We start from the raw sequence: 13,456 nt of genomic DNA on the forward strand, positions 1-13,456 counted from the left end.
TCAAGGTTAACGATTGATTCCTTTGACTGTTCTGAACGTCATGATACGCATGTGTCATGAGTACAGTCACGCGCGCGAATCTTGTCGAGCACATCTATAGCCGTGTTGGGCTGTCCCGGCACGATTCCTCCATGATTCTGGAAAGTGTGTTGGAGAAAATTTCCTCCACACTTGAAGCAGGTGAGTCCGTGAAGCTGAGCGGCTTCGGGACCTTCTCTGTTCGCCAGAAGGGAGAACGCATCGGGCGAAATCCCAAGACCGGGGTCGAGGTTCCAATCTTGCCTCGCGCTGTCTTGGTGTTTCGGTCTTCGCAGCTTCTGCGGGACCAGATGAATGGCGTGGAAAGCCATGCTGACGATGTGGACGACGCAGATGATTGATATCGCTTCGAACAATAGCGCTGATCTCTCCGACGATAATCTGGCTGATTCTGATGCTGGGAAAATCAAAAAAGGCCCAGACGCTTACAGAACCATCAGCGAGGTTGCGGAGGAGCTTCATATTCCGCAGCATCGACTGCGTTCATGGGAAACTCTCTATCCGGGTGTGAAGCCATTTCGTGGGGAGAGTGGGCGTCGTTATTACAGCCCTGAACACGTCGAGACGCTTCGTCTTATTTCCGATCTTCTCTACGTACAGGGCTATAAGGGCCAGGGCGTTCTGCGAGTTTTAAGAGAAGAAAAAGCTCGGAAATCTCTAGAAAATCGCACTGCTTCTCCTAAGGCAGAGGAGAATATTGCGAGTGTTCATGCAGCGCCCGCACCAGTTGAGGATCCAGTTTTAGGAGACGCTGCGGACGATATTATCTTTCCCGAAGCTCCGGCAGCACCAGAGATCTCTGGTGCTCCTGAACTGAGAGAAGAGAGTGTCGCCGTTAGTGAGACGTCAGTGCTTCACGACGAAGAAGACGCATCGCTTTCAGAGTATCGCGAAACTCTTGAACCTGAAGAAAAAGCGGATCAGGTGCTTGACGAGTGTCTGACGGGAAGAACATTCGCCGAAGCCGAAGCCGAAGCCGAAGCCGAAGCCGAAGCCGAAGCCGAAGCCGAAGCCGAAGCCGAAGCCGAAGCCGAAGCCGAAGCCGAAGCCGAAGCCGAAGCCGAAGCCGAAGCCGAAGCCGAAGCCGAAGCGCCTTTCTCAATTTATGACACAGAGGAAGTTCTGGTTCTTCAAGATGCGAATCAACACCTTGCTGCCTCCGTCAGGCATCTGGATGCAGAAAACGAATTTTTACGTTCTGAAATGAAGGAAATTCTGGAAGAACTTCAAATTTTGAGAAGTCTTCTTCCGGTATAGGGCAGATGCCCCATTGCGGTGATGAGTTTGCACTGCTAAACCACCGCCACCGCAGGACGAACGGGCAGTAGCGCAGCCTGGTAGCGCACCAGTCTGGGGGACTGGGGGTCGTGGGTTCGAATCCCGCCTGCCCGACCAGTCCTGCGGTAATTACCTTAAAAAAATGATGGTATTATAAAAGGCCTTTTCAGGCCTTTTTCTTGTCTGTGCGCTCTTCTGTCCAGAGCGTCCACAGCAGATGGAGTGCGGCCATAATTGCTGGTCCAAGGAACAGGCCAAGAAGGCCCCACGTTTCTGCTCCGCCCAGAATGCCTAGCAGGACCCAAAGAAATGGCATCTTGGTGCTGCCGCCAATTAGAACCGGGCGGACAAAATGGTCGGCTACAAAAATAACAACTGAGCCCAGAGCCATTACGACAATGGCGCCGATCATGCTGCTTTTAGCCAACAGCAAGAGAGCGACCAGTCCGACGGTTGGCCAGGCGAGGAACGGTATCATGGCAGCCACGGCCGTGAGCATGGCAAACAGTAAGGGTTGAGGAGCGCCTGTCAGCATATAGGCGGCTCCCATGATTGCCCCTTCTCCCAGGCCAACCAGCACAAGTCCTGCGAGTGTTCCGTGAACGGATGAGATCATCTGTTTGGCAAGGCTTTCGCCTTGTTCACCAAACAGCCGGTGTGAGCCCACAAGCCCCTTACGAATCACATAATCTCCATCCTTCAGCAGGAAGAAGAGCGTCAGTAGGGAGAACGCAAAAAGTGTGCCGCGGCGTGCGACCTGCGACCCAACCTGCTTTGTCATCTGCATGCCATGAGCGACATCAACTGAGTGGAGCAGATGGGACAGCCGTTGGGGGCTGGTCATATGGTTTTGCCACCACGTGGTTGCCTGCGTGGACACGAATGGAAGGCGCGGGACCCATTCAGGCATTGGAATGCCGTTATTCCGCACGTCTTCAATCCATTCCAGCGCGCTTCTGATTTCGTCGGCAAGTTTGACGCCAACGAGAGAAACCGGGACCAGAAAAATCAGGGCAACAACCAGGGTGAAGCTCATCGGCAGCCAGTCATTGCGGCCAAACCGACGCTCAGCGCGCTGGTAAAGCGGCCAAAGGGAAATGGCGAACACGCATCCCCATAACAAAGCCGGAAGAAAATTTTTCAGTGTGTAAAGACCGATAGCCACGAAAAAGAGGGCCAGAAACCCACGCGCCCGCCGCTGTATGGTTCCGGTGGAATCCGACGCTTCCACCGGAATGACTTCAGGGGAACGAGGAGGAAATTGATCGGTCATGGGGGTCCTGAAAATAGTGGCCGGAAATTATGGCTGATGCGCTATCCGTTCGCGCACTGGCGAAGTGTTTGCACCATGCCCGTAGGTTCTCAGTTGAACAGCGAGCATCCGGACTGGATGGTGAGGCCCACAGCCTGTTGGGAGAACTGTTGCCGGTAAGCGGCCTGAATTGCACGGAGATTGTGCTGAAGGTTCTTGTCGGGAGGTGTCACAACCCAGAGAATTCTGGACGGTTCCCTGCCAACCACATGGGTCACAGTATTCATCCATTGCCCATCAGCCTTGAAAACTGTCAGGCCGCTCGGGAAATAGGGGGTAATGTCGGATGTAACAAATGTCTGCCACTCATCATCCGTTATGGGCAGTCCGCCGGGACGCGTCTGCCCGAACATCATTTTGATCTGCAATGTATCCTGAGCACGCATTTCGCGGCAGAGGTCGGGCGTGACACTCACCGGGACGACGCAGCCTCCCAAAAGGGGAAGCGAAAGGAACAGGGCGGTTAGACCGAGGTTTTTCATGAGTGTGTTTGCGCCAGTGCATTTTTAAGGATGGTACATTCGCTGGGAGTAAACAGACCCCGCCGGATAAACAGATCGATCAGAACGAGATTGACGTTGAACTTGAAGTCATTGGTGTCCCGAACGAGAGAGAATGCATCCGCTAGCGGTATCAGATGAAAGCTCTCAACTTCACCATCTTCTGCTACCGGGACAAAATCTTCTGGCAGGATCAGGTCGTAGCAGTGAAGAACATCCCTTCTAAGCCCTTCAGGGCGGTCCATGGCGTAGTGCAGTCGGCTGACGGGCACTGCGCGGCGGGATAGCTCTTCCGGGATGCCAGCCTCTTCCTGAGCTTCCTTGATAACGGTCATCTCTGGGTCAAGCCCGGCACTCATGCCGCCAGCGACCAGATGATCCAGTTTTCCAGGATCAAGACGCTTGGACATACTCCGACGGGCGATCCATAGCATTGTGCCTGTGGAATGCTCCACGAGGCCATTCATATGGATGCCTTCTGCCGCTACTCCCAGAACAGGAATGGCACCCCGGTCAACACGCCCAATGACATGGCCTTGCGCGTTGCGAACGTCGAAGGGCTCATCATGCGAAGCATACACGCCCTGTCTGGCAAGAGTTTGGGAGAGGGGAAACAAGTCCTCTCCTGACGCAACGCCAAATTTTTCCTGTGTTTTTAATCCTAAAGATTCAAGCTGGAGGGACGTTTCCGAGGAAATCCATCCAATCTGCTCGTGAGCACAAAAAAACGGGAGCCGTCCGCCGGGAAGGCGTGCGCTATTGCAGGCCTCTATATGTCGGAGGAACGGATCAAGATTCGGGAATGGAGACTTTTCTAGCACAATCGAAAGTTTCGCATGCGCGCGAGCGATTGCAAAGCGGAGCCTCTCTTTCTCATAGTCTGGCATGTCAAAGAAACACGATTCGAAATCGGAAAGCCTGTCTCTCAAAGAACTCTGGAAAAAAATTCGTCCTGAAAACCCTGGCCGTACGGCGTTCTGGGTTGGGGTGGCGATGGTTCTGCTTCTTGTAGAAAGCGGGACGACTGTTGCGACCCCCTGGCTATTCAGTCGGATGGTGTCGGCGTTGTCAGAGCATCAGGCGCTGCTGGCAGTCCCGTTTTGGCTGATTGGCCAATACGCGATCATCCGTGTTGTTGCCGGCCTATCGACACCGCTCCGTGAAATGCTGATTGCTCCTATTGAAGCTGACCTGCAAAGACGTGTTGCGCTGGTAGGATTGGAGCATCTTCATGCCATGAGCGTCCGGTTTCACCTTGATCGGCAGACTGGAGCTCTCACGAGGACACTGGATCGTGGCTCGGATGCGATTGGCACACTGCTCAGTCTTGTCCTCTTCAACGTTCTGCCTAACACCATCGAACTGTTGATGACGCTTTTCGTCGTGTTTCGGATCTTTGACTGGCGATACGTCGTGGTGGCTGTCGGCGGGATCGGCGTTTATGCAGCTGTATCGTACGTTTTCACACGTATGCGAATGACAGCTCGGCGTGCACGGAACACAGCCAACAGTCAGGCACAATACCAACTCGTTGACAGTATGCTGAACTTCGAGACAGTCCGCAGTTTTGCCAACAGTCATCAGGAAATTCTCCGCTACGACCGGTCGCGCGTCGCTCTGAAGAACGCTGAAATTCGTTTGAAACGATTGGTCGGACTTTCCCAGATGGCGCGAAGCCTGCTGATTGCGGGGGCCACCGCGGTCATATTGTTGCTGGCTGCTCATGACATCGTGCAGCACAGGATTGGTGTCGCGCAGTTCGTTCTGATCGGTAGCTACCTTCGAGGGCTCTATAGTTCTGTAGGAGCGCTGAATTACGTCAGTGCGGGCTGGAGAAATGCCCGGGTAGATCTTGAAAACTACCTTGAACTCCTTGGTACGCACTCAGAAATCGTTGAGGCGAAAAATCCAGCACCCTTGCCCGTCAAGCTTGCGACAGGTGGTCCTGCTGCGATCAGGTTCGAGCATGTTTCCTTCAGTTATGATCCCTCCCGCGAAATCCTGCATGATATCAATCTGGATATTCCGGCGGGGACATCTCTGGCAATCGTTGGGCATACGGGCTCAGGAAAATCAACGATCGGGCGTCTGTTAACCCGCGCTTATGATCCGACATCGGGCTCGATCTTTATTGACGGGAAAAACCTGCGGGATGTGGCGCTGGAAGATCTGCAACGAGTGATTGGAACCGTCCCGCAGGACACAGTTCTGTTCAATGCAGGAATTGGCGAAAATATTGCCTATGGAGATCCCTCTGCTCCGGAAGTGGCTGTCGAACTTGCGGCCGCCCGTGCGCAAATTCATGACTTCATTAATGAGCTGCCAGAAAAATATGACACAGTCGTGGGAGAGCGTGGACTGAAGCTCTCGGGGGGCGAAAAACAGCGGGTCGCAATCGCGCGGGTGCTCCTTAAGGACCCGAGAATTCTTCTCTTGGATGAAGCAACAAGTGCCCTCGATACCTGGACGGAAGCTGCGATACAGCAGGAATTGCGCGCGCTTTCTCTGTCCCGAACAACGATGATCGTTGCGCACCGGCTATCTACCATTCAGGACGCTGATCAGATCGTCGTGCTGGATGCGGGAAGGGTGGTCGAACGTGGAACACACACGGAATTGCTGCAAAAAGACGGCTATTATGCAAGAATGTGGTCGGTTCAGGCGGGAGAAGCGGTCATGAGGGCTTGACGAAAGCCCTCTCGTTCGCGATAAGCCGCGCCTGATTTACGGAACGCGCCGGGCCTCCGCTGTCCTGCGTCATCCAGCATCGAGGAAAGTGCTACCATGTCTCGCCGTTGCCAGGTCACGGGCAAGGGCGTGCTGACGGGCAATAACGTCAGCCACGCCAATAACAAGTCCCGCCGTCGTTTTCTCCCGAATCTGCAGGAGACCACGATGATCTCCGATATTCTTGGTTCTTCAGTGCGCATGCGCCTGTCCACCAATGGTATCCGTACGATCGAGCACAATGGTGGGCTGGATTCGTTCCTGCTGGGAACGCCAAACCGCAAGCTTCCTGAAGAAGCTCAGGTCATCAAGCGTCGTATCCTGCGTGTTCAGGAGCGTAAGGCTGCACAGACAGCCTGAGAAATCTTTCCGGCTTCGGCTGGTTCATAAAGATTACTCTTGAAAACCATGGCGGTCTGGGTCATTCAGCCGCCACTGGGACAAATCAGGTTCGGCTTTAACGAGCCGCAGCGGAGGTGTTTCAGTCCAGACTGAAACACCTTTTATTGTTTTTTGGAGGTTCTCCGTGTCCGAAAGCGTTCAGGAAGCCAAATCGGCTCTCTCGAAGATCCGCAATATCGGTATTACCGCTCATATCGATGCTGGTAAGACCACCACGACCGAGCGCATCCTGTATTACACGGGTGTCTCCCATAAGATCGGTGAAGTGCACGACGGTAACACCACCACCGATTACATGGCGCAGGAACGTGAGCGCGGCATCACCATCACGTCCGCTGCCGTGACGTGTGAGTGGAACGACCACCGCATCAACATCATCGACACCCCGGGCCACATCGACTTCAACATCGAAGTGAACCGTTCGCTCCGTGTGCTCGATGGCGCGATCTTCGTGATTGAAGGTGTTGCTGGCGTGCAGCCGCAGTCCGAGACCAACTGGCGTCTTGCTGACCGCTACAACGTCCCGCGCGTCATTTTCATCAACAAGCTCGATCGTACGGGTGCAGACTTCTATTACGCTTTCAGCACGCTGAAAGAGAAGCTGGACATCGTTGCAGTTCCGCTGCAGCTGCCGATCGGCGCCGAAGAAAACTTTGTTGGTGTTGTCGATCTGGTCGAGATGCGTGCCATCGTGTGGGAAGGCGGCGAACTCGGCGCCAAGTTCCATTACGAAGAGATCCCGGCTGACCTGAAGGAAAAGGCTGAGGAAGCTCGCCAGACCCTGCTCGACACCGCTCTTGCCGTCGATAACGACGCAATGGAAGAGTACTTCGAAAAGGGCGACGTTGACGTTGCAACGCTGAAGAAGTGCATCAAGAAGGGTGCAATCTCCGGTGAGTTCCGTCCCGTCATGTGCGGTACGGCCTTCAAGAACAAGGGCGTTCAGCCTCTGCTCGATGCGGTCATCGACTATCTGCCGGCTCCGGACGAAGTTGAAGGCATCCGCATTGCTCCGCCGGAAGGCGAAGAGGTTGACGAAGACTTCCTGCCGATCGTTCCTGTCGATCCGGATGGCAAGTTCGCTGGCCTTGCGTTCAAGATCATTTCAGACAAGTACGGCACGCTGACCTTCGTTCGCGTCTATCGCGGCGTTCTGAACGCTGGCGACACGATCCTGAACACGACGAAGGGTCACAAGGAACGCGTTGGCCGCATGTTCCAGATGCATGCTGACAAGCGTCAGGAAGTGAAGTCCGTTGGTGCGGGTGACATTGCTGCGTTCGTTGGTCTGAAGGACACGGTCACGGGTGACACGCTGGCTGATGCCGCTGATCCGGTGGTTCTGGAACGTATGCAGTTCCCGGTTCCGGTTATCGACATCTCTGTTGAGCCGAAGACCAAGGACGGCGTCGAGAAGATGACGCTGGCACTGCAGAAGCTGACGGCTGAAGATCCGTCCCTGCACCTCAAGACCGATCAGGAAACGGGTCAGACCATCCTGTCCGGCATGGGTGAGCTTCATCTGGACATCATTGTTGACCGTCTGCGTCGTGAATACGGTGTTGATGCCAACATTGGCGCGCCTCAGGTGGCCTATCGTGAGACGATCACGAAGTCCCACATTGAGACGTACACCCACAAGAAGCAGTCGGGTGGTTCGGGTCAGTACGCTGAAGTCAAGATTGAGTTCGCTCCGTCTGACAAGCCGGACGAGATCGTGTTCACCAACAAGGTTGTCGGTGGTACGGTTCCGAAGGAATACATCCCGGCTGTCGAAAAGGGCATCCGCATGCAGAGCACCACGGGTGTTCTCGCCGGCTTCCCGACGGTGGACTTCCAGTTCACGCTGCTCGACGGTAAGTACCATGACGTTGACTCGTCGGCTCTGGCCTTCGAAATCGCCGCCAAGGCTGCTTTCCGTGAAGGTATGAAGAACGCCGGTCCGGTGATTCTTGAGCCGATCATGGACGTTGAAGTTACAACCCCGAACGATCACGTAGGTGACGTTGTTGGCGATCTTAACCGTCGCCGCGGCATCATCCAGAGCCAGGAAACGTCTGGTTCGACCGTGATGATCCGTTCCCAGGTGCCGCTGAAGGAAATGTTCGGCTACATTTCCCATCTGCGTTCTGCAACGAAGGGTCGTGCATCCTTCACCATGCAGTTCCACCACTACGAGGCTGTTCCTCGTAACGTGGCTGAAGAAATCATGGCGAAGTCCGCTTGATTTTTTCACCTCGGTGAGACATCTGACCCCGCCAGAGCAATCTGGTGGGGTTTTTTGTTGCTATATTCTATAAAAACACCCGATACCGCTGCCTGAAACGCAAGCGTCTGTTATCGCGGTTCTTTCTACGAATAATATTCCGCAAGCAGAGTGTTTTTCGTCTTGTTAGGTTTTCTTCTGAAAGTGTTAGCGCTCAGGAGCGCCGACTTTTACAGGCTTTCGATGGTGTCGCTCTTCATCTGGTGCAGGCTGTCCCAACGTGGGCGTCTAGACCAAATGCTCGCTTAAAATAGGCGCGCCAGCAATCAAGCCGCAGGGTGCATGCCAGCTTTCGATTACATGCCTCGCCAGAGCTTTTGTTCAGATAGGCTAGCCCGATGACCCATAAAAAAGGCGACGAAAGGTTGCCCCTCCGTCGCCTTTTCTGAAAACGCTAGAGATTAGTGCAGATTGTCTGTCCGGCGGATAAATGCTGCGACATTGTCATGAAGCTGCTGCAGGGCTGCCGGGTCTACGTAGACCATGTGTCCGGACGAATACTGAGCATATTCGATGTTCTTCTGAAGGCTGGTAGCCATCGGAAGATGCTTCATCTCGTAAATACCTTCGTAGTAAGGCGTTGCGAGATCGTAGTAGCCACCGTTCAGCATCACATGCAGGTTCGGGTTCGTCTTGATTGCCATGGCAAGGTCGCTCATGACGTTGGGAACGCCCTTGGGCTGGTAGCCGTGTCCTGGCTGGGTGTGTTTGTTGTCCCAGTTCCCTTCAGGATTGAAGAGGCGGTAGGTTTCGTCTGTGCCGTACTTCAGAGTGTTCCGCACATAGTCATTGAAGACCGAAACATAGGCAGAGCTAATAGCGCTGGACTGCGGATCGTAATCCGCTTCCTTTGTCATCGGATCAAGCGTCGGGCTGGAATACCGCGTATCGAGGCGACCTGTTGCCATTCCCGTTGCAGCCTGAAGCTGCTGTTCGAACTGGCCGCCGTTCACGCGGAGATCAGAGCGCAGAATATAGTCCACCGGCAGGCCAGTGTAGGTGTGGAGCTTCTCTGCGATGGCCTGACGCTCGCTTTCCGGCAGGTCTGCTCCCTGACGGAGCGCAACGGTATAATCCGTCACAGCAAAATGCTCGACTTCCTTCAGGAAGGCCTTCAGGTCCGGGTGCTGCTGTGGCAGGCAATGATGATACCACGCCGTCGCAGCATAGGTGGGTAGAGCGAGAACATACGGGTCATCAACGCCAGGATTAAACTGCGGCGCATCGGCGCTGTTGTCGTAATTCAGGATCTGGGAGAGCAGGATGACACCATTGAAATCGATGTTCTCTTCCTGCTCCAGATCATTGATGACGACTGCGGAGCGCATGGTGCCGTAGCTTTCGCCAAACAGGTATTTGGGCGAATTGTAGCGGTGGTACTTTGCAAGAAACTTCGAGATGAAGTGGGTGAATGCTTCTCCGTCACCATCGACACCAAGGAACTCCTTGGCTGCATCCTTGCCCGCAATACGCGAGAAGCCGGTTCCCGGCGCATCAACAAACACAACGTCAGACACGTCTAGTAGTGACTGGGGATTGTTGATGAGAGCGTAAGGTGCGGCGGGAAGATGCTGGTCACCGGGTGTGTTGACGCGACGTGGCCCGAACGTGCCCATATGAACCCAGACAGACGCCGACCCCGGGCCGCCGTTATATAGGAAGGTAATGGGACGTTTCGCTGATGGAACGCCATCCTTGAAGTAGGCGGTATAGAACATCGATGCGACAGGTGGGTTCTTGTCGCTGTCGTCTTTGCCGGCTTCAACCTTGATGCCGCGCTTGGTCAGAACCTCATTGGAATCATTGTATTCTGACCCGTGCACGAGAATGGTCCCGGCAACAGCCTGATAAGGAATGGTCGAGCCATCCACGACTACCGTGCCGCGTGTAACGCTGTCGGTATTAGGAGCAGGAGCATCCTTGGCGGGTTCAGCGGCAAGAGCGGGTGTTACCATCATGGCAACACCCAGGAAGAGAGCCTTGCGAAGCATTCAGAAGGGCCTTGTGTTAAGTGTTCTGCCCTTCTCTAAACGCATAGCTGACTTGCAGACAAGCTAGATGTTATAATGTTTCGTTCTTAACCGAATGCACGGTTCGTATGCATGATCGCCACGCCGATTTCTCGTAGCAGGTTGAACGAGCGTTCCAATGGCTGGAAAATTTCCCGGTGTTCCCGGGCAAAGCCACTTTCTTCACCTGCGTCGCCCGGCTCGCCAAAGTCCAGATTGGCCACGCTCGGGCCAGAGACCGGGAAGAGGTCATCCAGCAGATGCAGAGATCGCGGGATATCCAGACACAGGATCAGGTTGGTGATGGAATCACGTGTCAGGTTATTGCGCGGACCAAAATAGGGAATGCGCGTAGACAGAACCCACAGGCGATCAATCAGTGCAAAGCGGATGGCGTGCAGCAGCTTCTCGCGGGGCTCCATATGCGGTGCATCCGGCCATGCGGCGCGCAGGGCAATATGATCGGTCTGGATACGGCGGAACATTGCCGGTGCGCTCGTCCAGAACCGTAGAACCTCCAATCCATGAGAAATGGTCAGGAAATTCTGACGCTCTTCTTCGTCCTGCGCCTTGGAGGCCCGATCCAGCCAGGTCCCCGGATCAAGCTGACGTATTGTTGCGCGCAGGACTTCCAGATCGGAGTGAGCCAAGGCCTGCCGCGCAAAGTCCATGGCCTCGCGGAAACGTGGAGAGCTGGTGACAAACTGCTCGAATGTTTCCGGATGACGTTGAGCCGCACTTCCAAGTCCGTGCAGCACATTGGCCCACCAGCCAAGCTGCTGAAGGATGGCATTGTTCGGGATGGCGCGTAGCTGACTTGGATGCGTGATGCGCGTCACTGTAGCGGCGTCAGACTGACGTGCAGAGGGACGGGAGCCTGTCTTGTCGATCAGGGACGGCCCGAAAGCACTTAATAGTGCTGCATATCCCGGATCGTTGACCAGAGCGCCCATGTCCAGCGCAATGGTCGAAAAGAAGTCTGCTGCAAAGTCCGGGCGTTCATAGACTGGATCATTTACGCTCGTCGGAACGTGCGCCACATGCTCGGCCAATGTCGCAATCGTGGAGGCTGCAATGCTTCCCGTTCCGAACAGCGTATAGCCGTCACCACCCTGGAATGCGGTTTCTACACGGCAGCCGACACCTGCATTCTGGAATGCAATCCGCGTTCTTGCCGGAGAAAAATAGTCCAGACGCTGACGAAGACTGAAAGGATGGGCGCCGCGGCCGATACTTTCGCCATGGGTGTCGAACAGTGTGAGGGCAACGTCTTCGAGATCATGTTCTTTCAGCAGGTCCAGCGTCCGCATCCGCAGGCGCTCAACCAGATTCGTGGCAGCTAACTGCCCGACATATCGACCCGAGTCCGAATAACCGAACTGCAGGGATAGCCTGCCATTCGCGCGGAGGTAATCCCGCCAGTGTGGGGAGCGGAACGCTTCTTCAAGGATGGTCTCTCCGTTTTCGAGTGCGCTTTCTGTCTCGAAAAGAGGAGAAATTTCGATCTGATGATCCTGAATGCCGAACAGGCGGGCGAGCCACAGCGTGGCCAGCAGCGTGTATCCGCTTTCTGTCTCAGCAATAAGGAAACGGATGGGGGAGCCAGTGTCGATGTGCTTGAGAATCTGCGCCATCGTCATCATCAGGCGCGCGGCCGATGCCGGCTCGACGAGCAGAGAACCAAAATCGACATGGCGCGCCGTCAGGTCATCGAGGGCATCGTTGATCCGAGACAGCAGCACGCGACGGCGGGACGGAAGAGCCGGGTCATCCGTCAGGCCGAGGCGCGTTCTGGCAACGTTATAGATTTGAGCGGCATTCAGTCGCGTGTGGATATGCGCAATGCCAAGCCCGTGGCTCATGAACCCGGCCCGGAGTGTGCGCAAACGCAGGGCATCTGACGCTTCCAGTCCCGATGCGGCATCCCGGAAGAAGGGCTGGAGTTCTTTCGCGTCCAACAGTGCTTTTTCGCGGTGCGCGATCAGGGTCTGTGCAAAGTCGCGAATGTCTTCGGGGGTAGCACTTTTGCTTCTTGGACATGCGGCATGTTGTGTCCGGACCGCTTCCATGGCGCGGCGAACATGCATCGCCAGTGACGTATCCTGAAGGCGGAGTTCAGTCAGGCCCGACTCAAGACGCTCAAGCTGCGCAAGTTTGAGTTCCAGACGGATGCGAATTGTGTCCCACCAGCCAATGTCATTGCGCCCGTCTGTATCAAAACCGACCCAGCTTGCGAGAATGACGGGTGAGGGATCCACATGATCTGCCTCGTTCGCCCACCGGGATGTCATTTTTTCAATGAGAGATGTCGTGAGCTCATCAAGGGCATCGCGGCCACGCAAAACAGCAGCCAGAGCGAGGGACTGCTCATCGGCAAGTGTTGGCGGTGCCGACCGGCGATGTGTTGTCAGGCATGGCAGAGGCGCTTCCGGATTGGAGGCACGTTCGGCCATGAGCGCATAGACATGGTCAGCCAGAGCAAACGTTGGGTGAGCTGTAAACACAGCGGCAATTGCTGGTTTAGTCAGGGCTTCCGGTGACGGTGCCTGCTCGACCAGCTTGGCCGCAACCTGCTTGAGACGCTCTGTCGGGTCCGCATCTTCAAGACCGACATATTGGCGAAGATGAGCGGCACGCTGCGAAAAATATTCATCCCGCAATGTTCGAACTGTGTTTTCCAGCTCCTCGATTTTCTCACCTTTTCCGATGGACAGTTCATCACCAATGGAGGCAATCAGATCACTCAGGCCGTTGCGTTCCTGTGTCAGGCGCGTGGTCATGGCGTCGATGCGGTCGGAAAGGGATGTGTCGTGCCGGGAGGCGCAGTCAGACATCGGGAGCAGTCTCGCTTCTGCGGGAGGTAAATTGAAAACGGGCAAGTTATGTTCCATGCCCGGCCTGTAAGCGCAACCTTGTTGCGGAC

Annotated in this window: 10 protein-coding genes and 1 tRNA gene; 6 read left to right on the top strand and 5 right to left on the bottom strand. The window is 55.1% G+C overall.

Translation table 11 applies throughout. From position 1 onward, the window contains the following. Positions 1-56 precede the first annotated feature (56 nt). The 3 genes from M2305_RS11720 (at position 57) to M2305_RS11730 (ending at position 1,434) form a co-directional block, all read left to right on the top strand. Complete coding sequence (locus M2305_RS11720; protein WP_064273136.1) at positions 57-380, top strand: integration host factor subunit alpha; 324 nt, start codon at positions 57-59, stop codon at positions 378-380. Then, complete coding sequence (locus tag M2305_RS11725) at positions 334-1,296, top strand: MerR family transcriptional regulator (protein ID WP_264649444.1); 963 nt, start codon at positions 334-336, stop codon at positions 1,294-1,296. The genes M2305_RS11720 and M2305_RS11725 overlap by 47 nt, the downstream gene beginning before the upstream one ends. A gap of 61 nt (positions 1,297-1,357) precedes the next feature. Beyond that, positions 1,358-1,434: transfer RNA gene (locus tag M2305_RS11730), tRNA-Pro, on the top strand. Positions 1,435-1,483: 49 nt separating this feature from the next. Here M2305_RS11730 and M2305_RS11735 read toward each other — a convergent pair. The 3 genes from M2305_RS11735 to M2305_RS11745 all read right to left on the bottom strand — a co-directional run bounded on the left by M2305_RS11735 (position 1,484) and on the right by M2305_RS11745 (position 3,746). Further along, positions 1,484-2,590 (bottom strand): AI-2E family transporter, encoded by a 1,107-nt coding sequence (locus M2305_RS11735; protein ID WP_099212210.1) that lies wholly within the window; start codon positions 2,588-2,590, stop codon positions 1,484-1,486. An 89-nt stretch (positions 2,591-2,679) separates the two neighbouring features. Continuing rightward, positions 2,680-3,111: a DUF3574 domain-containing protein gene (locus M2305_RS11740; protein WP_264649445.1), complete on the bottom strand. Its 432-nt coding sequence runs from the start codon at positions 3,109-3,111 to the stop codon at positions 2,680-2,682. Beyond that, positions 3,108-3,746: an NUDIX hydrolase gene (locus M2305_RS11745; protein WP_264649446.1), complete on the bottom strand. Its 639-nt coding sequence runs from the start codon at positions 3,744-3,746 to the stop codon at positions 3,108-3,110. Before M2305_RS11745 ends, M2305_RS11740 begins: the two co-directional genes overlap by 4 nt. 268 nt (positions 3,747-4,014) lie before the next feature. On the opposite strand from M2305_RS11745, the gene M2305_RS11750 reads away from it, so the two are divergent. The 3 genes from M2305_RS11750 to fusA all read left to right on the top strand — a co-directional run bounded on the left by M2305_RS11750 (position 4,015) and on the right by fusA (position 8,485). Further along, positions 4,015-5,817, top strand: a complete 1,803-nt coding sequence (locus M2305_RS11750; protein ID WP_264649447.1) for an ABCB family ABC transporter ATP-binding protein/permease — start codon at positions 4,015-4,017, stop codon at positions 5,815-5,817. A gap of 96 nt (positions 5,818-5,913) precedes the next feature. Beyond that, a complete protein-coding gene (gene rpmB / locus M2305_RS11755) occupies positions 5,914-6,216 on the top strand; it encodes a 50S ribosomal protein L28 (protein WP_007282133.1) in 303 nt (100 codons plus the stop codon). 166 nt (positions 6,217-6,382) lie between these two features. Then, positions 6,383-8,485: an elongation factor G gene (fusA, locus tag M2305_RS11760; RefSeq protein ID WP_099212218.1), complete on the top strand. Its 2,103-nt coding sequence runs from the start codon at positions 6,383-6,385 to the stop codon at positions 8,483-8,485. Between the two features lie 440 nt (positions 8,486-8,925). Here the strand turns inward: fusA and M2305_RS11765 are convergent, their stop codons facing one another. Together M2305_RS11765 and M2305_RS11770 are read right to left on the bottom strand one after the other, a co-directional pair. Further along, complete coding sequence (locus M2305_RS11765) at positions 8,926-10,515, bottom strand: S10 family peptidase (RefSeq protein WP_264649448.1); 1,590 nt, start codon at positions 10,513-10,515, stop codon at positions 8,926-8,928. A gap of 86 nt (positions 10,516-10,601) precedes the next feature. Then, positions 10,602-13,367, bottom strand: a complete 2,766-nt coding sequence (locus M2305_RS11770) for a phosphoenolpyruvate carboxylase (RefSeq protein ID WP_264649449.1) — start codon at positions 13,365-13,367, stop codon at positions 10,602-10,604. Between the last annotated feature and the right edge of the window lie 89 nt (positions 13,368-13,456).

The organism is Gluconobacter cerinus, from assembly GCF_025961355.1.
Taxonomy (GTDB): domain Bacteria; phylum Pseudomonadota; class Alphaproteobacteria; order Acetobacterales; family Acetobacteraceae; genus Gluconobacter; species Gluconobacter cerinus.

Bases quoted from the DNA above. Each gene is read 5' to 3' on its own strand.
- M2305_RS11725 (WP_264649444.1), top strand. From the start codon at position 334: ATGGCGTGGAAAGCCATGCTGACGATGTGGACGACGCAGATGATTGAT.
- M2305_RS11720 (WP_064273136.1), top strand. From the start codon at position 57: ATGAGTACAGTCACGCGCGCGAATCTTGTCGAGCACATCTATAGCCGT.
- M2305_RS11750 (WP_264649447.1), top strand. From the start codon at position 4,015: ATGTCAAAGAAACACGATTCGAAATCGGAAAGCCTGTCTCTCAAAGAA.
- M2305_RS11770 (WP_264649449.1), bottom strand. From the start codon at position 13,367: ATGTCTGACTGCGCCTCCCGGCACGACACATCCCTTTCCGACCGCATC.
- M2305_RS11735 (WP_099212210.1), bottom strand. From the start codon at position 2,590: ATGACCGATCAATTTCCTCCTCGTTCCCCTGAAGTCATTCCGGTGGAA.
- M2305_RS11765 (WP_264649448.1), bottom strand. From the start codon at position 10,515: ATGCTTCGCAAGGCTCTCTTCCTGGGTGTTGCCATGATGGTAACACCC.
- M2305_RS11740 (WP_264649445.1), bottom strand. From the start codon at position 3,111: ATGAAAAACCTCGGTCTAACCGCCCTGTTCCTTTCGCTTCCCCTTTTG.
- rpmB (WP_007282133.1), top strand. From the start codon at position 5,914: ATGTCTCGCCGTTGCCAGGTCACGGGCAAGGGCGTGCTGACGGGCAAT.